This window comes from Sporomusa aerivorans, from assembly GCF_041428895.1.
GTDB classification, from domain to species: Bacteria; Bacillota; Negativicutes; order Sporomusales; family Sporomusaceae; genus Sporomusa; species Sporomusa aerivorans.
Map to the genome: position 1 here is coordinate 3,993,827 of NZ_CP156926.1, position 23,033 is coordinate 4,016,859.

27 protein-coding genes and 1 other RNA gene are annotated in these 23,033 nt (G+C 46.8%); 1 reads left to right on the forward strand and 27 read right to left on the reverse strand.

Going from position 1 to position 23,033, the window contains the following annotated elements; genetic code table 11:
* Positions 1-5: 5 nt before the first annotated feature.
* The 5 genes from ftsL to lgt all read right to left on the reverse strand — a co-directional run bounded on the left by ftsL (position 6) and on the right by lgt (position 3,706).
* Positions 6-461 carry a cell division protein FtsL gene (gene ftsL, locus SATMO3_RS19210; protein WP_371371346.1) on the reverse strand — a complete coding sequence of 152 codons (456 nt, stop codon included), beginning with the start codon at positions 459-461 and terminating at the stop codon, positions 6-8.
* Between the two features lie 39 nt (positions 462-500).
* Positions 501-1,442 (reverse strand): 16S rRNA (cytosine(1402)-N(4))-methyltransferase RsmH, encoded by a 942-nt coding sequence (rsmH, locus tag SATMO3_RS19215; protein WP_371371347.1) that lies wholly within the window; start codon positions 1,440-1,442, stop codon positions 501-503.
* 25 nt (positions 1,443-1,467) lie between these two features.
* A complete protein-coding gene (mraZ, locus tag SATMO3_RS19220) occupies positions 1,468-1,899 on the reverse strand; it encodes a division/cell wall cluster transcriptional repressor MraZ (RefSeq protein ID WP_371381756.1) in 432 nt (143 codons plus the stop codon).
* A gap of 155 nt (positions 1,900-2,054) precedes the next feature.
* Positions 2,055-2,885: a polysaccharide deacetylase family protein gene (locus tag SATMO3_RS19225; protein WP_371371348.1), complete on the reverse strand. Its 831-nt coding sequence runs from the start codon at positions 2,883-2,885 to the stop codon at positions 2,055-2,057.
* Positions 2,886-2,923: 38 nt separating this feature from the next.
* Entirely contained in the window at positions 2,924-3,706 is a 783-nt protein-coding gene (gene lgt / locus SATMO3_RS19230) for a prolipoprotein diacylglyceryl transferase (protein WP_371371349.1), read from the reverse strand.
* A 190-nt stretch (positions 3,707-3,896) separates the two neighbouring features.
* Between lgt and SATMO3_RS19235 the strand changes: the two genes are divergently transcribed.
* Entirely contained in the window at positions 3,897-4,094 is a 198-nt protein-coding gene (locus SATMO3_RS19235) for a DUF1858 domain-containing protein (RefSeq protein WP_371371350.1), read from the forward strand.
* A gap of 30 nt (positions 4,095-4,124) precedes the next feature.
* Here the strand turns inward: SATMO3_RS19235 and SATMO3_RS19240 are convergent, their stop codons facing one another.
* The 22 genes from SATMO3_RS19240 to cbiD form a co-directional block, all read right to left on the reverse strand.
* Complete coding sequence (locus tag SATMO3_RS19240; RefSeq protein WP_371371351.1) at positions 4,125-4,370, reverse strand: FeoA family protein; 246 nt, start codon at positions 4,368-4,370, stop codon at positions 4,125-4,127.
* A gap of 13 nt (positions 4,371-4,383) precedes the next feature.
* Entirely contained in the window at positions 4,384-6,324 is a 1,941-nt protein-coding gene (gene feoB / locus SATMO3_RS19245; protein ID WP_371371352.1) for a ferrous iron transport protein B, read from the reverse strand.
* A 292-nt stretch (positions 6,325-6,616) separates the two neighbouring features.
* Positions 6,617-6,940: a thioredoxin gene (gene trxA / locus SATMO3_RS19250; protein ID WP_371371353.1), complete on the reverse strand. Its 324-nt coding sequence runs from the start codon at positions 6,938-6,940 to the stop codon at positions 6,617-6,619.
* Between the two features lie 42 nt (positions 6,941-6,982).
* On the reverse strand, positions 6,983-7,372 hold the full coding sequence (locus SATMO3_RS19255) for a CoA-binding protein (protein WP_371371354.1): 390 nt from the start codon (positions 7,370-7,372) through the stop codon (positions 6,983-6,985).
* A gap of 42 nt (positions 7,373-7,414) precedes the next feature.
* Entirely contained in the window at positions 7,415-7,846 is a 432-nt protein-coding gene (locus SATMO3_RS19260; RefSeq protein ID WP_371371355.1) for a peptidylprolyl isomerase, read from the reverse strand.
* A 345-nt stretch (positions 7,847-8,191) separates the two neighbouring features.
* Positions 8,192-8,368: non-coding RNA, 6S RNA (gene ssrS, locus SATMO3_RS19265), on the reverse strand.
* 177 nt (positions 8,369-8,545) lie between these two features.
* Positions 8,546-9,154 carry an alpha-ribazole phosphatase gene (gene cobC / locus SATMO3_RS19270; RefSeq protein ID WP_371371356.1) on the reverse strand — a complete coding sequence of 203 codons (609 nt, stop codon included), beginning with the start codon at positions 9,152-9,154 and terminating at the stop codon, positions 8,546-8,548.
* Positions 9,155-9,160: 6 nt separating this feature from the next.
* A complete protein-coding gene (gene cobD, locus SATMO3_RS19275) occupies positions 9,161-10,261 on the reverse strand; it encodes a threonine-phosphate decarboxylase CobD (RefSeq protein ID WP_371371357.1) in 1,101 nt (366 codons plus the stop codon).
* Positions 10,251-11,132, reverse strand: coding sequence for a GHMP kinase (locus tag SATMO3_RS19280; RefSeq protein WP_371371358.1), 882 nt, complete (start codon positions 11,130-11,132; stop codon positions 10,251-10,253). The genes cobD and SATMO3_RS19280 overlap by 11 nt, the downstream gene beginning before the upstream one ends.
* 157 nt (positions 11,133-11,289) lie before the next feature.
* Positions 11,290-12,015 (reverse strand): adenosylcobinamide-GDP ribazoletransferase, encoded by a 726-nt coding sequence (gene cobS, locus SATMO3_RS19285; RefSeq protein WP_371371359.1) that lies wholly within the window; start codon positions 12,013-12,015, stop codon positions 11,290-11,292.
* Between the two features lie 110 nt (positions 12,016-12,125).
* Entirely contained in the window at positions 12,126-13,076 is a 951-nt protein-coding gene (cbiB, locus tag SATMO3_RS19290; RefSeq protein ID WP_371371360.1) for an adenosylcobinamide-phosphate synthase CbiB, read from the reverse strand.
* A 1-nt stretch (position 13,077) separates the two neighbouring features.
* Positions 13,078-14,610 (reverse strand): cobyric acid synthase, encoded by a 1,533-nt coding sequence (locus tag SATMO3_RS19295; RefSeq protein ID WP_371371361.1) that lies wholly within the window; start codon positions 14,608-14,610, stop codon positions 13,078-13,080.
* On the reverse strand, positions 14,603-15,184 hold the full coding sequence (gene cobU, locus SATMO3_RS19300; RefSeq protein WP_371371362.1) for a bifunctional adenosylcobinamide kinase/adenosylcobinamide-phosphate guanylyltransferase: 582 nt from the start codon (positions 15,182-15,184) through the stop codon (positions 14,603-14,605). The genes SATMO3_RS19295 and cobU overlap by 8 nt, the downstream gene beginning before the upstream one ends.
* A 1-nt stretch (position 15,185) precedes the next feature.
* Positions 15,186-16,583: a cobyrinate a,c-diamide synthase gene (locus tag SATMO3_RS19305; protein ID WP_371371363.1), complete on the reverse strand. Its 1,398-nt coding sequence runs from the start codon at positions 16,581-16,583 to the stop codon at positions 15,186-15,188.
* A 55-nt stretch (positions 16,584-16,638) separates the two neighbouring features.
* Positions 16,639-17,265: a precorrin-8X methylmutase gene (locus SATMO3_RS19310; RefSeq protein ID WP_371371364.1), complete on the reverse strand. Its 627-nt coding sequence runs from the start codon at positions 17,263-17,265 to the stop codon at positions 16,639-16,641.
* Between the two features lie 27 nt (positions 17,266-17,292).
* The gene (gene cobK, locus SATMO3_RS19315) at positions 17,293-18,042 is read right to left on the reverse strand and encodes a precorrin-6A reductase (protein ID WP_371371365.1); all 750 of its coding nucleotides are present in this window, start codon (positions 18,040-18,042) and stop codon (positions 17,293-17,295) included.
* Complete coding sequence (gene cobJ / locus SATMO3_RS19320; protein WP_371381757.1) at positions 18,039-18,728, reverse strand: precorrin-3B C(17)-methyltransferase; 690 nt, start codon at positions 18,726-18,728, stop codon at positions 18,039-18,041. Before cobJ ends, cobK begins: the two co-directional genes overlap by 4 nt.
* Before the next feature lie 20 nt (positions 18,729-18,748).
* Complete coding sequence (locus SATMO3_RS19325) at positions 18,749-19,822, reverse strand: cobalt-precorrin 5A hydrolase (RefSeq protein WP_371371366.1); 1,074 nt, start codon at positions 19,820-19,822, stop codon at positions 18,749-18,751.
* A gap of 3 nt (positions 19,823-19,825) precedes the next feature.
* Complete coding sequence (gene cobM / locus SATMO3_RS19330; protein WP_371371367.1) at positions 19,826-20,590, reverse strand: precorrin-4 C(11)-methyltransferase; 765 nt, start codon at positions 20,588-20,590, stop codon at positions 19,826-19,828.
* A 51-nt stretch (positions 20,591-20,641) separates the two neighbouring features.
* Entirely contained in the window at positions 20,642-21,220 is a 579-nt protein-coding gene (gene cbiT / locus SATMO3_RS19335; protein ID WP_371371368.1) for a precorrin-6Y C5,15-methyltransferase (decarboxylating) subunit CbiT, read from the reverse strand.
* The gene (cbiE, locus tag SATMO3_RS19340) at positions 21,217-21,849 is read right to left on the reverse strand and encodes a precorrin-6y C5,15-methyltransferase (decarboxylating) subunit CbiE (RefSeq protein ID WP_371371369.1); all 633 of its coding nucleotides are present in this window, start codon (positions 21,847-21,849) and stop codon (positions 21,217-21,219) included. The genes cbiT and cbiE overlap by 4 nt, the downstream gene beginning before the upstream one ends.
* Entirely contained in the window at positions 21,822-22,922 is a 1,101-nt protein-coding gene (cbiD, locus tag SATMO3_RS19345; protein WP_371381758.1) for a cobalt-precorrin-5B (C(1))-methyltransferase CbiD, read from the reverse strand. Before cbiD ends, cbiE begins: the two co-directional genes overlap by 28 nt.
* Between the last annotated feature and the right edge of the window lie 111 nt (positions 22,923-23,033).

Here is a 23,033-nt window from a genome sequence, read left to right on the forward strand (position 1 = left end):
CTAGATTACCGCCCTTTACTCGCCTCCGCCTTATTAAGCTGAAGTGCGCTTAACATTTTATCGGCAATACCAGTAATACCGGCAGCTACCGGTTGTGGCTGAGTGCTTGCAGTTGTTGCTGATGATGCGTAGTAAGCATTTTTAGGAACGATCATTCCTAATTCTTTGGTTGCATATTCTTCAATACGCTGGGGAGATTTGAGTTTGGCAATATCCAGTCGCAATAGTTCATTCTCTTTTTCGACTTTGGCAACTTTACTTTTAATTGTAACCAAATCATAACCAGCTTGAACAATGGCAGCACTTTGAATTGTGGTAACAATAGCCATTGCAGCAGCAATCACCACTAATATCAGACACTTAATACGCAAACGTTTGTCTGCTTTTCGCACAATCTTAGGCGCAGGCGAAGCGGCTTCTTGTTCATAAACAAGCATTTCTTGTTTTTTATGTACTAACATTTTTATTGTTCCTCCCCACTATTTAGAACAATTTGGCACTTACAACTTTTCTGCTAGCCTCAGCTTGGCACTACGTGCTCGCGGATTCTGTTCAAGTTCTTCAGCAGACGGCAATATCGGTTTTCCCAGTACCTTAACTTTGGGCTTGGTATTGCAAACACATACCGGCAACTGTGGTGGACATACACAGGCTTTTGCCAGCTCTTGAAAGGTTTGTTTGGCAATTCGATCCTCGAGCGAATGAAAGGTTATTATACCAATACGCCCTCCCGGTTTCAGCCTGTCTATTGCGGTGGTAAAAGTATCACGTAAAATTCCCAGTTCGTTATTTACTTCAATTCTAATGGCCTGAAAGGTTCGTTTGGCTGGATGAGGACCATCCCGCCGCGCTCCCGCCGGAATGGCTTTCTTTATAATCTGCACTAGTTGGCTGGTAGTTTTAACCGGACTACCGGCTCTTTGCTCAACAATAAATTTCGCTATCCGTTTGGCCCAGCGTTCTTCACCATAATCAGCAATAATGTCTGCCAGCCGTCTTTCACTGTAGGTATTGACAACATCATAAGCCGAGAATGCTTCATCTGGATTCATGCGCATATCGAGCGGTGCATCCTGCATATAAGAAAAGCCTCTATCAGTAACATCAAGCTGATGCGAAGATACTCCTAAGTCAAACAAAACTCCATCAACCAACTCTAGGCCTAAACTATCCAGCACCGCTCCCAGGTTGCGGAAATTATCCTGAACTATACTGACCCGGCAAGAGGCGGCTGACAACCGTTGTTTCCCCGCCGCTATAGCCGCGGGGTCCTGATCAATGCCAATTATCCAACCAGCCGGCGCTAACCGCTCGGCTAAACAGGCTGAATGACCACCGCCGCCCAGAGTACAGTCTACATAGATACCTTCCTGGTTAGACAGCACTCCTGCCACACTTTTTTCCAACAGCACACTGGCATGTTCAAATTTAAGTTCTACCACTTATGACCACTCGCTTCAATTATATTTAAATGCCTAAATCCGCCAGAGTTTCAGCGATTTCAGCAACTGTAGGGCTTATTTGACAGTTGTAATCCTCCCAGGCTGTTTTATCCCAAATTTCAATACGGGTTGATACGCCAATAACGACTACATCCTTGTCCAGGCGGGCGTGTTCCCTGAGGTTAGGAGGTAATAGTACCCTGCCTTGTTTGTCGCACTCAAGTTCTGCTGCCCCGGAAAAAAAGAACCTGACAAAAGCCCTTGCCTCCGGCTTTGCCAGCGGCAGCTTTTTCAATTTTTCTTCTAGGATAGCCCACTCAGCACAGGTATATACAAACAAACAATTATCCAGTCCTTTTGTGGCAATAAATCGTTCTCCCAGCTCTTCACGAAATTTTGCTGGCAGAATCAGCCGTCCTTTATTATCAATGGAATGCAGATATTCACCCATGAACACGGCTGTCATCACCACCGCCAGGAAAATTTAAACCACTTTACACCACTTTATACCACTTTTTAGTCTATTCTGGGCAAAAAAAAAAAATCCTGCCTGAAATCAGCAAGATTATAAAAAAATCCAATAAATGGAGACTTTAGTCCTACATTTTTAGACTAGTTCCTAATAAGGCCAAACCGTTCTAATACCGGGGCAGCATTAAGTCTGACAAAAAAACTCCGGAAGGTTTGCTGCCCCTTAAATATGGGAATACGCTCCAAGGCATACGGATTGCTTTCTGTTCCTGCCTGACCGTAACGGATGGTAAATGCCGCCCGGTAGCCGGCTTGTTTCACCAGCTCTTCCACCGGCAGGTTATAGGCACCCGTAGGATAGGCGAAATATTTCGGTTTGCTCCCCAACTGCTGCTCAATTTCCTTGCGGGAGTTTACCAGCTCATCCATTGCCTGTTCACGGGAAAGCTTAGTTAGCGGAGTATGAGAAACCGTGTGCGATCCAAAAACAAAACCGTCCTGCTGCATCATCCGTACCTGATCCCAGGTCATAAACCGTTCATCATGTCCAACCAGGCTTGTTACAAGAAATATTGTAGCAGTAAAGCCGTATTTTTTCATGATAGGGTACGCATTGGTAAAATTATCGAGATATCCATCGTCAAACGTAATTAGAATAGGTTTCTCAGGCAGTGCTTTGCCATGATTCAAATAAGCCATAAGCGCGTCCGGGGTTATGGTCGTAAAACCGTTTCTGGACAGATATGCCATTTGCTCTTCAAATTCCTCGGACGGTATTGACAATGCATGATGCAGCGCATCCACTTTATGATAATTTAATACAGGAACGTCGGCAAGGGATACACTTGCCGGCCGGTTGCTGTTGTGTCCAGCAATTACGGCGGTTGTACTGACCGTCGAGGAAGCTAATAAAAACAAAAAAATAAGACCAAGAACAATAAGATATCCCTGGCGCCGACTTAGGCGAACCACTGCATCTCCCCCAGTATCTCCGGCCCTACGGCCAGTTTTTATAATTTCTGCAAGCTTTTAATACGCCAGCACCAAATCATTGCACTCAAAAAAATGGTTATCGTACTAACAACCTGTGCCAGCCGCCAAATGCCTAGCATCTCGCTATCCAGCCTGAGTCCTTCAATGACCAGACGTCCGGCTGAATATAAAATTATATATAGTAAAAACAAACCGCCTGATACCGGCTTGTTCTTTCTTTTCCCTATGATCCAGCTTGTCATAATAATTATAAAAAATATCAGCAAGCTCCAGCCTGATTCATATAAAAAGGTTGGGTGAAAAAAATCAAACTGCTCATAACCCGGGGGCCGGTACCAATAATCAATATATATTCCCCAGGGAGCTTCGGTCGGATAACCGAAGGCATCCTGGTTAATAAAATTCCCCCACTGACCAATTGCCTGACCTAATACAAGTCCCGGCGTAACAATATCAGCCCATCGCCAAAAAGAAATTTTATTAATCCGTGAATAAATCCATATTGTCATGATAATGCCGATAAACGCGCCATGAATAGCTAATCCGCCATGCCATATTTGTAAAATCTCACTTGGGTTGTCAGTATAAAGATTCCAGTTTACTGCAACGTAGTAAACTCTTGCAAAAAAAATACCCATAGGGATGCTCAACAATGTTAGATTTAATAGCGTATCTATTTTTTCATCATATCTACGCACATGATACCAGTTTACGATACAGGCTACAAGAATGGAACTTGCCAAAATCAAACCAAACCAACTAAAACAAACTGTCCCAACCGAAAAAGCAATTTTTCCCATATAATCTCCTGATGCTGCTTAAATTTGCATTAATAGAGAGCACATAAAAAGTGGAAAGCAGGCGATAATATTAGCATTGCATGGCATTCTCTAATTTCATAATAAAGTCATGGCAAGTATTAGTCAAGTATGATATAATTAATTAGCTTACCAGCATATTCCAATATTGAACTAAAGGAGGCTGAATTAAATGACTATCACTAAGGAAATGAGCATCGTTGATGTTGTCCAACAATATCCCCAGACAGTTCAAGTATTCCGCAACTATGGCATGGGTTGCCTGGGTTGCGCTGCTGCCCGCTTTGAGAATATCGAGCAAGGCGCTGCCGCTCACGGTATTGACATAGCCGCTCTGGTGGCCGACCTGAACAAAGCAGTAAGTGCATAATTACAGAAAACAGGGCCACATAGCCCTGTTTTATTTTTTTTTGTCTTGCTGGCACTTTACAACAATAATACCGGTTGCGATTTCCCTGTCAAGTGCCAATTGAGTATTGCCAATACTGAGTACATATGCCGGAAAGGTCTGCATGACCTCAATATCGGCCCCAGGCAACAGGCCAAATACCGTTAATTTCCGTATATAACCGGCGTCTTGCCCGGCTATGGCAACAACTCTTGCTTTATCACCTGCTTTGAGGACAGTGACAGGCTGTTCTCTCATGGTCCCTCCTAAATTATAAAAATAACATTAAGATTTGATGCACTAACCCGGCTGAAGCAAAAGCAATGCCAATTATCAGCCCAATCATTGCAGTGGTAATATATATTCCCCGTTCTTTAATCATCACTGCGAATTGAGCTACACAGGGAACAAACAAGGTGATGGCTACCGCCGCCACAATTAGTTGAATCTCTGTTAATTTCCCGGCTGCTACTAGATCATAAAGCCCGGCTGCACCATAATCCCGGCGAAAAAAACCCAATAAAAAAACCTGAGCCATTTCCGGCGGCAATCCGATCAACAGCATAGCCGGCTCAAGCCATGAAATCATTGTCGTCAGCGCGCCGCTTAACTGTCCGGCCCATAGAACAAGACTCGTTACAATAAAAACGGGTAAAATCTCCATAAAATACCACGACATCCTCGTATATGCCTTTTTAATAACATTACTAATAAGCGGTACTCTAAGCGGTGGTATTTCCATATAAAATGAGCTCCGGCTCCCTGGTACTAATTTTGCGCTTAACCACCCAACACTAACGAATATTATCAGCATATAGATACTCCAAACAATAACGGCAATTGGATGCTGCGACAAAAGTGCCAGTACCACTCCCAACTGAGCTGAGCACGGAATTGTTAACGCTAGCAAGAATGTAGCTAATAATCTCTCACGTTTACTTTCGAGGGTACGGGTTACCATTACCGCCATGGTACCACACCCCAAGCCAAGTGTAATTGGAATAACAGCCCGGCCGTTTAGTCCAAAATAGCGGAACACATTATCCACAAGCATGGCCAGGCGCGGCAGATAACCACTATCCTCCAGTACAGCGAAAGCCAGAAAGAAAGTCCCGACAATAGGTAAAACAATAGCCATGGCATAACGAAATCCCATTGTGAAAACGCCATATTCACCTACTAAGAGCGATTTCGCCCACTCCCAGGGAACAGAAGTGTTGACAAGCTGTTCCACCACTGGATTGATTACGGGTACAAACACACTGTTGTTAAGATAATCGACAAGGTAGCCTGCACCGAATCTTCCTACAAATTGGTATAAACCAAAATACAGTACTAAACATAAAATCGGAATTCCGGTTATTGCCTGTCTTGTAAGTTTCCCCAACCATTCCGCCAGTTTCTGTTTGGAATGGGGCTTACAGTTTGCATACCGTATTACCTTAGAAAGTATTCTATCGACTATAACCTGGCGATTTAGCGCAACCGCAGCTTCCAAATTTCTTTGTGTCTTATCGGAAAGCTGCTTAAGACTGTCCGCGATGGCTGGCCAGTTTTTTTCCTGTTGAGCCGCAAATACCGTTATAGGATCCCCTTGTAATAATAATAAGACTGCCATACGCTTACTCAGGCCATAGTCAAGAGAAAAATTACCCGCTATTAGGTCAATTGCCTGCTCTAGCTTCTCGTCATATTGAAGTACGATTGGTCTTCCCGGCCGATAATTACAAATTGATCTTTTCAGGCTCGCCAGACTGCTCTTGTGGAAAATCGAAGTCGCAACAACCGGAATTGCCAGCAGTTTTTCCAAAAGTTCTATATCAATCAGCATACCCATATCACGGGCCTCATCCATAATATTCAGAGTGAGAATCACGGGCAGTCCGGCTTCTAGCAGTTGCAGGGTCACTATTAGCATACGCCGGATATTCTTTGTATCTACAACATGAACAACCACATCCGGAACCGCAGAGGTCAAAAACATTCGGGTGACTTTTTCTTCCTCGGTCAGCGGAATTAATGAATATATTCCTGGTGTATCTATGATTTCAAAGCGGCGATTACCGTTTCCAAAAAAACCGGTCGAGATGTCAACCGTAGTTCCCGGATAATTTGATACAGCTACATAACTGCCTGTCAGATAGTTAAATATTGCGCTCTTACCGACATTAGGCGAACCCACTAATACTACTTTAATCGGTCTTTCTTTCATTGCCGCAAACCTCGCTTGTTTCAGAAATACTACTGTATTTCCTATGCCAGGGCAAGCGTGGATATGCGCTTACAGACAAAAATAAAGAAACCACGGTTTGCGCTTAACCTCTGACGAAAGTGAAGACCATGATTGCCCTTATATCGAATTAAATTATACTTTTTTCAGTATAAAGAAAACACGGCTTGCGCCGAGCCTTTGGCGAAAGCAAAAGCCGATGTTGCCCTTATCCAGGCGAAAGTTATACTTTCTATCAGGATAAAAAATCCCGACCCATTGGGCCGGGATAAAATTAAAACACTCTTTCAAGTTTCGCTGCAATGTTTGCCTTAGGCATATAACCTGTTAGTTTTTCTTGCTGCTCACCGTCTTTGAAGACAATCATCGTTGGCAAACTCATGACTCCATACTTTTGCGCTAGCGAACGGTTTTCGTCTACGTTGAGTTTTGCAACCTTAATCTTATCTCCCATTTCCTGTGCCAATTCATCCATGATCGGCGCCAACCTAGTGCAGTAACCGCACCACGGCGCCCAAAAGTCTACAAGCACCGGCGTAGCAGCATCAAGCACTTCCTCCTGGAAATTATTTTCGTTAGCATTGACTACAGTTGCCATCAGACAGTCCCCCTTCTTAACTAAAATGAGCAAATACCTATCCTATTTGTGGTTGCGCAGTTCGACTAATACACAGTGCTGATCAACCACACTAAGACCAAGATTTTTGGCAAGCTCGACCACACTGCTGGCATTAGCCCCCGGCTGCAGCCAGACATTTTTTATGCCAATTTCTGCACAATTATTCATGATTTGTTCACCCACCTTAGGCGGCACAACCACATTGACCACCTCTGGCACCATTGGTAAATCTTTAAGCGAAGGATAGCACTTTTCACCAATTATTTCATTAATACCCGGATTTATCGGATAAACATTATAGCCGGCTGCCTTTAACGCCTTAAATATCTTATAACCAAACTTTTCCGTATTATCAGTAGCCCCGACAACAGCCCAGTTTTTCAATGCGAGCATAGTTTCGACAGGATCCATGAGCATCCCCCTTACCGTTATTTTACGGTATCAACCCTTAAATCATTCCTCAGTTGTTGTGACTTTATTCATAATGTCGCCTTGACCAATTTGGTCAACAACATCCATACCCTCGATAACTTTGCCGAATACAGTATGTACACCGTCCAAATGAGGCTGGGGCTCATATACAATAAAGAATTGACTGCCGCCGGTATTAGGACCACGGTGAGCCATAGATAATGATCCACGCTCATGTTTATTCGGATTGCCTTTGGTCTCACAGGGGATAGTATATCCCGGGCCGCCGGTTCCGTTTCCCTGGGGGCAGCCTCCCTGTGCAACAAAGCCTTTAATTACCCGGTGAAATGACAATCCGTCATAGAAGCCTTCAGAAATCAGCTTTTCAAAATTCGCCACCGTCTTAGGTGCATCTTTTTCGAATAACTCAATTACCACTTTACCTTTATCCATCTCAATAACCGCTTTTTTCAAGGTGTATCCCTCTCTTAAATAGAATTATTTTAATTATAACATAGCTGATATACTTTGGCAAAATTGGTAATTAACAAATAAAATGTAATCTATATGATTTTTATCTTTCTAAGTTGCCTTATTAAATAAATATTGAAAAATTTATAATATTCAGAGTATAATTTTATTAACGGATATTCTTCTTTTCAGCCCTACATACCTAGGGCTTTTTTTCTTGTGAAGAACTCAGGATATGAAACTGACAGTAAAAATTTGCAATCACTTTATTCTTATCCTGTGTATTATACCGGGTTATCCAGTAAAAAATACTCTTCTAAACAGAAGAGTATTGAACAGAAAGCACTATGTAAGCCCATGGTACCGTTCTCTTGTATGTTCATACCCGCTTCTCAGCAGGTGGGCGTTTTGTATTTATGCTTTTGCCTTCCACTCCACGGAGGCCTGGCAGCCGCATACCATCAAACTCCCCAGGTAAATGAGTCGGTTGAACATATAAGAGGGTGTCGAGCACCTCAGGCATCATTTCCCTATCAACAATATGTATCATATCATGCGGCTGTCATTTTCCTCAAGGCTGAAAATTTGTCAAAAAGATGGGTTTTTTGGCTAATAAGCCGCTTCTTCGCAGTAATACAGTGAGAATCTTGACAATGTAAAGCCATAAGTGGGTTGACTTAAACAAAGCTATTGGGATATAGCCTATTGCGGTAAATGGCGAATGCAGTTCAAAAGACAAATTGTCGGACGTCCCTCATAATAATCAACAATATTTACCGCCGTGTTATCCTGCCTGATACTCCACACATGGTTAAGATGAATATTAAGCATGGCGCAAATAATTGTACCGATCGTACCACCGTGAGCCACCACTGCAACTGTTTGTTCCGGATGAGCCGCTACAATCCTGTTGACAGCGTCATAGGCCCGCTCTTTGAGCTGGCGAAACGTTTCGCCGCCTGGTATTTCGATCTCGTCCGGTGTTGACCATAGCTTGCCCAAAAGCCCCGGCCACCGGACAGTAATTTCTTCGTAGGTAAGGCCTTCCCACTCGCCAAATCGTATTTCCCTTAATTCAGGAACAACATTTACCTTAAGATTATGTTTTACGGCTATACACTCGGCGGTCTTATAAGCACGCGATAAATCGCTTGCATAAACAGCCTCGATAGATTCTGCGGCTAAGCGTGCTGCTACCGCCTCAGCCTGCTGAAGACCCTTTTCAGTCAAAGCAATATCACTATGCCCCTGATACTTTCGTTCTAAGTTCCACAGCGTCTGGCCGTGTCGTACTATGATTAGTCTGGTCATGGATATTCACCTCAGTACCTGCTTTAGACGGTCAAGCAGAATTATATTTTGTTCAGCCAGTTTAACAGCTACACGGATAAAATAGGGAGACAAACCTGGATAATTACCACAATCACGGATTAAAACATCTTTTTTAGCCATTTCATTGCGTAACTCTGTCGCCGTGCGCCCCCAAAGACTTACATCGATTAAAATATAATTGACAGAAGGCTGTAGTGGCTTTAGTCCAGATAATTTTTTCAATTCTGCGTAAAGTTGTTCTTTTTCCTGCCGTACGACTTGGCGGCTCTTTAATTGGTACTCGCTATCCGCCAGGGCAGCTACCCCGGCGGCTTGCGCTAAAGAGTTAACATTCCAGGGATCTTTTGCAGCATGAAGTCTAACTGCTAAAGCGGGATGGGTTAGAGCAAATCCAAGTCTAAGGCCGGGAATCGCATAAAACTTGGTCAGTGAATGAATTATTATCAGATTATCATAGTTTTTAAGTAAAGGCCTGCAAGTATACTCACTGTCTTCGGTTAAAAAATCCATAAAGGATTCATCAACTACAACCCAGACTTTCGCCTGCTTGGCTGCTTGCAGCAGATATTCAAGCTGCCCGGCTTTCAACAAGGTACCAGTCGGATTATTGGGATTGCCGATAAATACCATGTCTATCCCAGGCAGGAAATTACATAGTAAATTTACATCAACTATAAAATTCTCGTCCGGTGCCAGATAAAAGTATTCAACCGCGGCGCCGCCCGCCCGTGCCGCCCGCTCATATTCACTAAAGGCAGGCGCAGGGATCAGCACCCGTTTGGGCTTTATTATATGAGTCAATACATAAAGTAACTCGACGGCACCATTCCCGGCGGTAATCTGATCAGGTTCCACTTGATAGTAACTGCTAATTGCGGCTTTGAGCATAGTTGCTTCAACGTCGGGATAGTGAATTACTTGATCGACTGTTTGATTGATCGCTGCCCGCACACTGTCAGCCAACCCTAGCGGGTTGATATTGGCACTATAATCAAGTAAATCGCTAAGCGCGCCGCCGCGTTCACGTGCCCAGGCATGCACATTGCCGCCATGAACAAAGCTAACGGCCTGGTAATCAGCGCCCACTGCCATCATCTCCTGTAATGATAAGTCCGCCGGCGATTAAACGGCATGTTCTTAAATAGATAACTTCCGGACAAGCCCGGTTGACTTCTTTAATACAAGCCTCAAGTCCGGTTAGATCTGCGTCATCAAACATAACGCCCAACACGGTGCCGCTATGCGCCGCGCAAACGCCGACGGCCCCAAAATCCCGGCTGATGTTTATTATATGTTCGAGACATGGCTTATATAATATTGCTTGATTAGCGACAGCACTGATGGTCGCACCTTGGCCAATAAGCCTAGCATCACCGTTTTTAAGACCTTGAGCGACTAATTCGACAGCCACCCCGACCTGCTGTTCCTTGGCCTCATTTAAGCTTGCCAGATCAGCCCGGCCATTAAAGACCAGCGTATCCACCTCGCCCCCGGCATCAAACACGGCAATACGAATAGGCGGAGGAGTTCCCATTATCCGGCGGATTTTACCCTGTACATGGTCAAACATAATGATACCAGGATAAAATATCCCATCTGTTGGTTCAATGCTTAATGCAATATCAGCAATTTCATCACAGGATAATTCTTTACCTGTCATTGCCAAAGCTGCAGCTTGACAGGCGGCGCTAATGTCCGCACTGCTGGATGCCATTCCTTTGCCCACAGGCAAATCCGAGTCTACAGTTAAGCCAAAAGTTCCCATGGTATTAAGGTAGGCAAAAGTTCTGGCAACCGCTGCGGCAGTCTTGGGTTCAGCATTGTCCATACTGCCGCCGGCCACAACCGAAACTTCCGAATACCAATCCACCGGGCAGGTAATCAGAAAGTTTACTCCGTTTATTGTACCCTGAACCAATTCGCCGCATGAGCCTGGCGCTTTCACTTTAATCGTCATAGGATATGTCTGCCTTTCAGTAAATGAATCTATATAAAAGTATCCAATAAAGATTTACAGGCCGACAGTCAGCAAGAGCGTTGGCTAAGCGCTAACGGCGGAGCATTACTCACTGCCTGTCATTGAGAAAATCTTCATTGGATTTCCTATATTCCGCCTAAACGACAAAAACGAGCAAAGCCATCAATTCGGTTAGCTCGGTTACAGCACCATATGTATCACCGGTCAATCCCCCCAGAACACTGGCGAAATAACGGGCGGACACAACTCCGGCCAGAACGGCCACACCGGCGCAAACCGATGCCTGCAGGCCAAAAGGAACGATAATTAAGAGTGCCATTAGTGCAGTAATAAACAAAGTAGCTTTACCGGCATATTGGGCAAAAGCCTTACCCATACCGTCAGGCCGTGCATAAGGAAACAAAGTGATGCTGGCTACCATAGCCATCCGGCCAGCTACTGGCATAATCAAGAGAGCGGTAGTCAAAAGCGTGGGGGTCATATCAATGATCAGGGAGTATTTCAAAAGAATTAGCATACCAAATGCCACTACTCCGTTTGCTCCCACCCGGCTGTCCTTCATGATCTCCAGCATCCGTTCCCGCGACCTACCGGAAAAAACACCATCTGCCGTATCCATAAAGCCATCGCAGTGCAGGCCGCCGGTAAGTAAAATCTCAGCTAAAATGAGAATGGCCGCCAGTACATGGGTCGGTAAAAACTGACTCAACAAATAATTAAGTCCGGCCAACACCAAGCCGATAATGCCACCTATCAGGGTAAAATACTTTACACTGCGGCCAAAGCTATCCGGCGACCAATCTGTTTGCCGTACGACGCGGATACGGGTAAGAAATTGCAATCCAGTAAAAAAATCTTTCAAAACTTCAATGCCTCCAACTTATACTACCGTCAATTATAAAGCAAATACGGCCTCAGCCGCCAAGCCTTGGGCGAAAGTTTAAGCCCTTATCCGGGCGCTTGCTATCAGGATTAAGAAAGCAGCCATTTGCATGCAAAAGCCGCCGCAATGAACAGTATGGTTGCTATATACATGATTTGAATGGTTTGCTCTATATGCACAGGTTGAAGTATGTACTTGGCTTCTCCCATATAAGCTCGCAGGGAAGCTACGCCACCATAATAGTTCAGGCCGCCCAGCCTAATACCTAAAGCGCCGGCAACTCCTGCCTCAGAAAAACCACTATTAGGACTGGGATGTTTAGCTGCATCCCGTTTAATAGCTTGCCAGGCCCCGACAGCATCTTTTTGCAGCAATACTGCAGCCAAAATAATTAATAAGCCGGTAATCCGCGCCGGAATGAAATTGAATATGTCGTCAACCCGGGCGGCAACCATACCGAAATCCCGGTATTTCTCGTTTTTATAGCCGACCATCGAATCCAGGGTATTTACTGCCCGGTAGAGACAAGCCAGCGGTATACCACCGATTATAGCATAAAATAACGGTGAAATAATACCGTCAACAATGTTTTCAGCGATAGTTTCGACAGTAGCCCTGGTAACCTCCGCCGTATCCAGGCTGGCAGTATCCCGCCCTACTATCCAGCCCACCTTATATCTAGCCTGGTTCATGTCGCCTGCCGCAAGAAAACCTGCTATCTCCCGGCCGGCTTCGGCCAGACTGCGCGGAGATATGGCAAAGGATAATAATACGGCGCCGCCAATATAACCTGCCCAGGAATGAATATTATTCAGTGCAGCCATTATTAGCCAGGTCACTCCGTACACAGTTGCCAGAACTCCGGCTACCAGCACTGCACCGGCCAATTTTTTCCGGCCGGGCGTATGACCAGTATTAAGTAAATGCCGCTCCAGCCAGGCAATACAATTCCCGATCATCACTACCGGATGCAACGCTGTACGCGGATCGCCCACCAGGCGGTCAATAATCACCGCGCCTAAAGCCAGATAGTGTTCCATACTACTTACCCACAGATTCATTCATAATCCGGTACACTAAGTCCATATCCATACTTTTTCTAACCACATCAGCCAAACGGTTATACGCAGCGTCTTTTAGCGCCTGCGTGTCAGAAACAGCGCCAAGCGGGGCTAAGCCCTTACGTACACGCAACGCATCAAGCACTTTCCGGCGATAAACATCATTGTCAAAGATGCCGTGCATATATGTCCCCATTACCAGACCGTCTGCCGAAACAGCGCCATCAGGCATATGCATCTGTTGGCCTGAACGGGTGGTAATGGTAAAAGCCGGATCAACAGAAGATAAAAACTGAGTACGGCCCATATGAATTTCATAACCGGTCAGGTTTTCACCGCTATAGTTAATGCTTAAAAAGTTATGGTTATTGGCCATGGCTTTAACTTGATGGGTAACTTTATCCGCCTCAAAAATTGTGATACTGTCAATAAGTCCCAAGCCCATCACTTTGTCCAGATCGGATTCAGTATGATCAGGATCTTGTACCTCCCGTCCCAGCATCTGATAACCGCCACAGATGCCTACAACCGGTGTACCGCTTTTAGCCAACTTAATGAGTTCGGCCTCATACCCGTTCTGCCTAAGATATAACAAATCCTCAGTAGTATTCTTGCTGCCCGGTAAGATGATCAAGTCAGGCTTGCCAATAGCCTCTCCCTGACGCACATATCTGACCCGGACGTCACTTTCGTTAGCTAAGGCATCAAAGTCGGTAAAATTAGATATCTTCGGAAGACGCAGGACAACAATATCGAGTTCACCCGCCTTGGCCAAGTGCTGCTTATCTTCCAGCGATACCGAATCCTCATCGTCGATACCCAGCCGGTCAAGATGGGGAATAACACCTACGACCGGCTTACCGGTTTTTTTCTCAAGGAACTCAAGCGCAGGCTGTAACAAGCTTATATCGCCCCGGAATTTATTTATGATAATACCTTTTACCAGGTCACGCTCTGCCGGTTCCAGAAGTTCTAAGGTGCCGACTACAGAGGCCAGCGCTCCCCCTCTGTCAATATCGGCGATTAAGAGCACCGGCGATGGCGTCAATTTTGCAATTCGCATATTTACAATGTCGTTATCTTTGAGATTCACTTCAGCCGGACTGCCAGCGCCTTCAATTACGATCACGTCAAAATCCTTATGCAGCTTTTGGATACATTCAGTAACAACGCCTAACGCCTTAAGACTGTAGCCGGCATGATATTCTTTGGCCGACATATTGCCAACCGCTTTGCCCATGACAATGACTTGCGAGCAGGAATTGCCGGTAGGCTTTAATAAGACCGGATTCATTTCCACAGCCGGGTCCAAACCGGCTGCTTCAGCTTGAGCAACCTGGGCCCGTCCCATTTCCCCGCCTGTTTTGGTTACATAAGAATTCAAGGCCATATTTTGCGCTTTGAAGGGTGTAACCTTCATTCCGTCCTGTTTAAAGATCCGGCACAAGGCCGTGGTTAAAATACTTTTGCCTACATGGGAGCTTGTTCCCTGTAGCATAATTGCCTTAGCCATTAAGATCACCCTTCCCCAGACTGACAGCTATTTTTTTTAATTCGACAGCCAGACCACAAACCACTAAGTATACTTCATCGGCGCAACCGGCAACTTTCTGGTTGACAAGGCCCGCTACGTCACGGTATTCCCGTGCCAGTGCGTTATCAGGCACAATACCTAAACCAACTTCATTGGTAACAAAGATGACATCGCTTTTTTCCTGCCTGGCGCTTATCAGCAGCCTATCAATTACTGCCAGCACAGCTTGTCGGCGTTCTTCCCGGTCAGTTGGCGCAGCCGGCGCCAGCATTAGATTACTGGTGTAAAGAGTCAGGCAGTCAAATAATACGGCGTCCGCTCCCTTAACAGCCTGCACCATAGCCTCTTCGGCCATATAGGGAGCCTCAAAAGTCGGCCAGCTTGCCGGGCGGCGGCCTTGATGAATATTCACCCGTTCCCGCATTTCGGCATCATAGATTTGAGCAGTGGCAATATAGGCCACTTTGCGGCCTCCCTGGGCTGCATAGCGTTCGGCAAATGTACTTTTGCCACTGCGCGCGCCGCCGGTAACAAGAACAATCTTACCCGCCATATTATTTTCCTCCCTGACTCAGCGAACGTTTATATTGCAAACAATGTTCTACAAAACGTCCTGCCGCCTGCCTGTTGCCGGCAAAATGCATATGGAGATAAGAAGCCAATACATTACCGGCTGCATACCCGCCCCTGTACTCGGCGCCAGTCCGCATTTTCTTGAACATAAAAGCCCAGGGAAACTCAGCTTCATTTGCGTCAGGAAACATACGGGAAAAATGGAATTCATGCCCACGGAGTGTTTCGCCGCCTGCACATAATACATTGTCATAGAGTGCGGTTGTTTCGACATAACCTACGGTTTCAAGCTTGGACTGCATTTGGCACACAGCAGGGATAGCTCCGGCCATGTCGTAGGCCTGACCGTCAAAGTCTATAATTTGCCGCGAAAGGTACATCAAACCGCCGCATTCTGCGTAAACAGGCATGCCGCTCCCTGCGGCCCGTAATACGCTGTTGCGCATCGAGACATTATCAGATAGTTCCTTAACAAACATTTCCGGAAAACCGCCACCAAGCACAATTCCATCCACCGCAGGCAAATGGCTGTCTTTGAGCGGACTGAAAGGAATCAGCTCAGCACCAAACTCTCCCAGAACCTCCAGACTGGATGGATAATAAAAAGTAAACACGTCATCCTGCGCTACCCCAATCCGGACCTTGCCCTGACAGTTCTGTGTACCGCCACTACAAGGCCTGGTTAGCGGCTCGGCCGTTCTGGCCAGTGACAGCAGCTGATCAATAGAAACTTGCCGGCTCACTTGACGCCCTATTTCAGCCACAGTGGCTGCTGCATCCTGCTCAGTTACCGGTGTCAGGCCCAGATGCCGTTCCGGCATAACCAGCTCGTTATTGCGAAAAACCGTACCGACAACTGGTATACCGACTTTCGCCATAGCCTCACAGACCATCAGCCGGTGGCTTTCCGAACCGAGTCTGTTAATAAGGACACCCGCTAGGTTCACTTCCGGATCATACATTTTAAAGCCCAGGGCAATGGCCGCCGCACTTTCCCCCATCGATTTGGCGTCAATAACAAGCACAACCGGCGCTTTCAGCATTTTGGCCACAGCAGCCGTACTGCTAACCCCCGAACGCCCGCCATCATACAGCCCCATAACACCTTCAATAATGGCAATATCATTACCGTCAGCCGTGACGGCAAAAATTTCCGTCAATACTGCCGGCGGCACCAGCCAGGTATCCAGGTTATGCGCGTTTTTGCCGCTGGCCAGCCGGTGAAAACCAGGGTCAATGTAGTCAGGGCCAACTTTATAGGATTGCACTTTTAGACCACGCCCTGCCAAGGCAGCAATTAGGCCGGTGACAATAGTTGTTTTGCCAGCACCGCTGCTCACTCCGGCTATTATTACCCGTGGTGTATTCACTTGCCCCATAGTAAGTAACCCTCCCAGTATTAATACCGCGTCTGTTATCAGCCAAAATCCGTTATTAGCGGCCTAACATATACATAATGGCATTGACTGACGCCGCAGCAATAGGACTGCCGCCCTTGTTCCCCAGTACAGTAATATAGGGTACCGGCGAGGTCGCGTGAAGTAAATCCTTCGACTCGGCAGCGCCGACAAAACCGACAGGTACGCCAATAATTAAAGCCGGTTTGATTCTTTCTTCTTTAATCATATGTAAGACTTCAAACAAAGCGGTAGGCGCATTGCCAATGGCCACAATAGCGCCAGTAAGCTGCTCGCCGAATTTCCGCATAGCCGCCATAGAGCGGGTTATACCGGCTGCCTTGGCTTCCTGAGCCACAGTTTCATCGGCAACCAAACAATAGGCCTGACCGCCGAATTCCGCCAGACGGCGTTTATTAATGCCGGTTCGCACCATTTCCACATCACAGAAAATATTACAGCCTTGTTTGAACGCATTCAGACCGGCAGCTATTGCCTCCGGATGAATTTTTATTATATTTGCATAATCAGGGTCGCCGGCGGCATGAATTATGCGGGAATAGACCTTAACTTCCTGTTCATCCAGATTAAATTTGGCTAAGTGCGGTGCTATAATCTCCATGCTGCGCGTCTCAATAGCCATCGGGTCTTTTATATACTCCATTTTGCACCTCCAGATGTATTCTTCTTACTACAGCATAGCCAACACTTCAGCCTGTGTTTGGCACAAATTCTTATACTCAATAGACGGACGGCCAATAACAACGATTGGCAGCTCCATTTCCATAGCAGCTGATATTTTAGTGTCGGCGCCGCCAATCATTCCGCTGTTCTTTGTTACTATGACCTCTGCGCCAAACTCTTTGAAAAGCGCAACATTGAGTTCATGAGAAAAAGGTCCCTGGATGGCGACAATATCACCGGGACAAAAGCCGAGATTAATGCATTCAGTCACGACATCCGGCTGGGGCAACACACGCGCAATAAGACGGCACTGGGTCAATAAGGGTTCACTTTTAAATATTTTCAGTGTACGGCTGCCTGTTGTCAGAAAAACTACTTTGCCCAATGAGGCAGCAACTCTTGCCGCTTCTTTGGCATCGCCGGCCAAATACAAACGCTCGTATTCAGGGACTTTCACTTCAGATCGCTCATAGCGTATATATTTAATAGGGCTAGCCTCACAGGCTGCCATAGCGTTTGCCGAAACATTGACAGCATACGGATGGCTGGCATCAACAACAGTGTTAATTTGTTGGTTTGTTATCAAGTCTTTCATCCCGTCCAGGGTCAGTTCACCGGTGTGAACTGTAATTCCCGGCAATTCAGCCAAGCTACGTCCATAACTGCTGATCACAGACACTAATACCTGATGACCGCTTTGGGCTAAACTGGCAGCTAATTCGCGGCCATCCAGCGTTCCGGCCAACACTAGAATCATAATCGATAGCCTCGAGGAGTTACCATTTTTCCATCGGCGATGTATGTTTGACTGTTGCCAATGATGACCAGTGAAAACATATCAATATGTTCGTTGGTGAAATTCTCAAGAGTGGACAGCGCCATATGCTCCCTGGTGCGGGAAGCATGATGTACGATACCGACAGGAGTATCCGCGCCTCTGTGTTTCAGTGTAATTTCGCGCACCGTCTCAATCTGACTTGTCCGGCGGATACTTTTAGGATTATAAATTGCTATTACGAAATCCCCGGCAGCGGCCATCTCGATCCTTTTCTCAATAACTTCCCAGGGAGTTAATAAATCGCTCAGGCTGATAACAGCAAAATCATGCATCAGAGGCGCTCCCAAAATGGCAGCGGCGGCACTGACGGCACTAATACCGGGAATTACATTGACTTTAGGCTGAACAGTTGCCGGATATTTAGAAACAAGTTCAAGTACCAGGCCGGCCATACCATACACTCCGGGATCGCCGCTGGAGATAACCGCCACCTGCTTGCCGTCCATTGCCTGCTCCACCGCTGCCTGACAGCGGTCAATCTCCTGCATCATGCCTGTGCCGATCGTCGCTTTGCCTGACAGCAAGTCCTGGATTAAGTCCAAATAGGTGTCGTAACCTACAACTATCTCGGCACATTCAATGGCTTTTCGGGCCCGCGGGGTCATATCACTGGCACTGCCCGGACCTATTCCCACCACCGATATTGTACCGGCGTGATAGCCACAGTCACTTTGGGGTATTTGGTTTTTGGCAATATCAGATTGCTGTTCTGACCCGCCAGAATTGCTGCTGGTTCGCATACATTTCCCACTCCTATCTTTTCATTAACAAACTCGGATAAGCCTAATTCGTGCTCTTCAATACATTGTTTCAACTGTTCATTGCTAAAAAACTCAACAGGCACATCTAATTGCTGAGCCGCAGCCAGTAAACCGATTTCGTCTTCTTTAACCACCGTGCTGCCAATAACGGCAACACTTTTAAAACTGCGACCGACTTGCTGGCATGCCTGGCTGATAGCAGACAGAATCTCAGCGCTCGTAGTGCCTCGGCGACAGCCCAGGCCAATCGCCAGACTATCCGGACGCAAATATAAATGCGGCTTGTGAATATCCAGCTGTCTGTCAGTAATTACTACGGCCGCATCGTATTGATCCACTTGGGCAAGTTTACTGATATCTGTCAGCACAATATCCTGCTGGGCTGCCAAAGCGCGATAATGATCCTGCCTCGGCAGATTACCATCAATAAAAAACACTACTCTGTCACCGTTCACAATAGCCGCATTGATAGTCTTCAGGGAACTGAACGGCTCAATTGTCAGGTTAAGCTTAACTGCCAATACATCAGCCGCCGGCAAATTGGCAACATCGGTGGCAGTGGTAACAACCGGCGTAGCGCCGGCGGCTGCGCTCACCAAACGGGTCAGATCGTTAGCACCGCCGATATGACCTGATAACAGACTAATGGCATAATGACCGCCGTCATCCATGACAACTACGGCCGGATCAAATCGCTTGTCCTTGACATGGGCCGCAATGACTCGTACGACAATGCCTGTCGCCATAATAAAAACCAAACCGGCGTAGCCTGTAAATATTTCATCCACCAGATCGCTTAAGCTGCTGTAACTAAACTGTGAACTAACTGGATTGCGTCCTATCTTGGCATATACATCCACTTCCGGGCCTAAGAGCGGCGCTATCCGCTCAGCCAGTTCGGCCCCTTTATGGGTAACAGAAACGACTGCCAGCTTCACAACTTACTTAGCCTCCTGCGCTTCTCTGAACATATGTCCGAACTCAGGGGCATACAGTCGCGACAAGGCATAATCGGTATGTAAGACTCTTCCGACCACGATCATGGCCGTGCGATCGATTTTGTTTTCCCGGGCAAGCTGGGCAATGGTAGCCAAAGTACCGCGGAATATTTTTTGATCTGGCCAGGAGGCCTTCTGGACAATGGCCACCGGTGTATCGTAAGCATAACCGCCGTCGACAAGCTCTTTGACCACATTATCGAGCATGTGTACACTTAAAAAGATACACATGGTAGCCTCATGACTGGCCAGTTTAACCAGCTTTTCCTTCTCGGGGACAGGCGTGCGACCCTCAAGCCGGGTAATAATAACCGTCTGGGATACATCAGGCAGTGTATATTCCTGTTTTAACGCCGCAGCGGTAGCCAAAAAGGAGCTAACTCCCGGAACCACTTCAAAAGTAATATTTTTGGGGGCCAGGGCATCCATTTGTTCCTGAATAGCCCCGTAGATACTAGGATCACCCGTATGTAAACGGACTACGAGCTTATTTTCCTTAACGCCTTGTTCCATAACAGCAATCACTTCATCCAGCGTCATGGAGGCACTGTTATAAATGGCAGCACCGTTTTTAGCCAGTGACAAGAGGGCCGGATTTACCAGTGAGCCGGCATAAATGATAATATCGGCTTGCCCTAACAGGCGCTGGCCTTTAACAGTAATCAGCTCAGGGTCGCCAGGACCGGCTCCTACAAAATATACGTTCATAAAATTTCTCCCTTCCTTAAAGGCTGTGAACTGCTCTGCTCATCAGCCTGCCTACCTCTTGGTACACGCAATAATATATATAGGATTAAGTGCTTTAAACATATGACTGGAACCTGCCGGATGAATCCGGGTGACTTGTATGCAGCAGGCTTCAACACTGAACTCAGACACTTGCTGCATATGGCTTAATGTTGCAGACAACGTTTCAACCGTAACGGCAGTCACAATCAGACGGCCGCCTGCTTTCAGCAGCTTATTGGCACAGGCCAGAATATCCACGAGTTTTCCGCCGCTGCCGCCAACTAAAACAACATCGGCCTGAGGTAATCCGTCCATCACCTTTGGCGCTGCTCCCAGAATGGCCGTAAGATTGTCAGCGGCAAATTTAGCCGCATTGGCTTTTATTAAATCCACACCCTCCGGCTCACGTTCAATGGCAATAACCCTGCCCTCTTTTGCCAGTAAAGCGGCTTCTACCGAAAGAGAACCAGTACCGGCGCCAATATCAATAACAGTGTCAGCAATACCGATATTGGCTTTTGCCAGTGTCAATATCCTGACTTCCTGTTTAGTCATCGGGATATCGCCCCTGATGAATTGATCGTCCGGAATGCCTAATCTATGGCTCATGCTTTCACCACCATTACACTATGTTCAAAGCCGGGTATGCCGGCCGCTTCAGCCAGCGTCATGGCAATCACTTTTTCATTGTCATAAGACAAATTGGCACACAGCCAGACCTGAGCATTGTCCGGCCAGCCGTGTTCCCGCAACGCACAGGCGATATAGGCAGGATTATGCTGGGTATCCGTAAGAATCCCCAGCTTGCGGTTAGGTTGATAATCAAGCAGTCCGTCGTCCGCCTGGCGGCCATGCATGCTGATTAAGTCTGCATCCTGCCAAATCTCTGCCAGCCGGGCAAACGCCAGTTGCGCCGAGCTAATTCCCGGAATCACGCTAATACATTCTGCAGAAAATTGTTTTCTGATAGCCGCCAGCATACTGTAGAATCCCGGATCCCCCGATACCATGACTACTACATCCTGACTGGCCAGCTGACATTTGATAAAAGCCAACACACCTTCAATATCTTTATCAATAATTTTGGTAATCTGGCTTTCTGCGGCAAATGTGTCCAGCGCCCTTTTGCTGCCTACCAAAACATTAGCTGCGGTAATCGTCCGGCTAGCAATAGGCAGTACATAATCCGGCGAACCGGGACCAATGCCAACTATAACGATTCGATGTCTAGATTCCATCCTAAATGGCCTCCAATTTCCCGGGCCGTTTGGTCAAGCCCCAGTATGTCTCCCTGCAAAGTCACAATAACTGTTCCTACAGTCAGATCGCCGAACACGTAGCGTTTTGCTCTTTCACTTGCCCGCTCCGCCAGCAAATTATACACACCTGTCAGATTGTAACGGGCAATTATCGGCATGGCCGCCTCAGTAGTAGTTGATCCCAACACCTCTGCAACAGCAGCCTGCGGTGCGCCGCAGGCTGCCATATAGGCGGCCAGTGTTTCTAAACGGGCATCGGCCATGCGGTTATGAGTATGAAATATTCCGGCCGATACTTTGACGATCTTGCCAAGATGTCCAAATAAAAGCACCCTGTGCATACCATATTTAACAGCATGCTCTAACATATGACCGATAAAATTACTGGTCTGAACCACGGCTGCAGCCGGCAACCCATAACGGTTAATGGCTATATCCTGACCGATTTTACCCGGAGCAAATACAATATCTTGATACCCAAGTGCCTGTACTACACTGATCTGCGGTACCAGCGAATTTTTGAAAGCCTCTTCTGACATAGGTTCAACAATGCCGGTTGTACCTATTATGGATAGGCCGCCGGAAATACCCAGAATGGGATTGAGTGTTCTGGCGGCCAGTTTTTCACCGTCAGGAATAGAAACAGTCACAATAGCTCCTTTACCAGCCGGCAGACACTCAGACACGGCCCTGGTTATCATTTGGCGAGGCCCCGGGTTGACCGCCGGCTCACCTACCGGTACAGCCAAGCCGGGTTTTGTTACAGTTCCCACGCCGCTGCCGGCTTTTATAACAACACCTGGCTCGTCGGTAATAGTAACCTCAGCAGTAATTTTAACCCCATTGGTAATATCCGGATCATCACCGGCGTCTTTAATAATCCAGGCAATACCGCCACCGGCAATTGCCCGGCTTTCCGCCACCGGCGCCACCAGAACCGTCCCCTGTGGCGAAATAACTTCAACCTTGGTTGCCGTTTTACCCTGCCAGGCTAAAACGGCCGCCTTAGCAGCGGCAGCCGCACAAGTTCCGGTAGTGATACCTTTTCGCATTTGCCTGTCAGACAATAGAAAAACCCCCTTTAGCAGGGGGTATAATACCAAACAAAAAATGTCACTTGCCTGATTATTGTACCCACACCTGCCTATCTTCCGTAGGTCCTA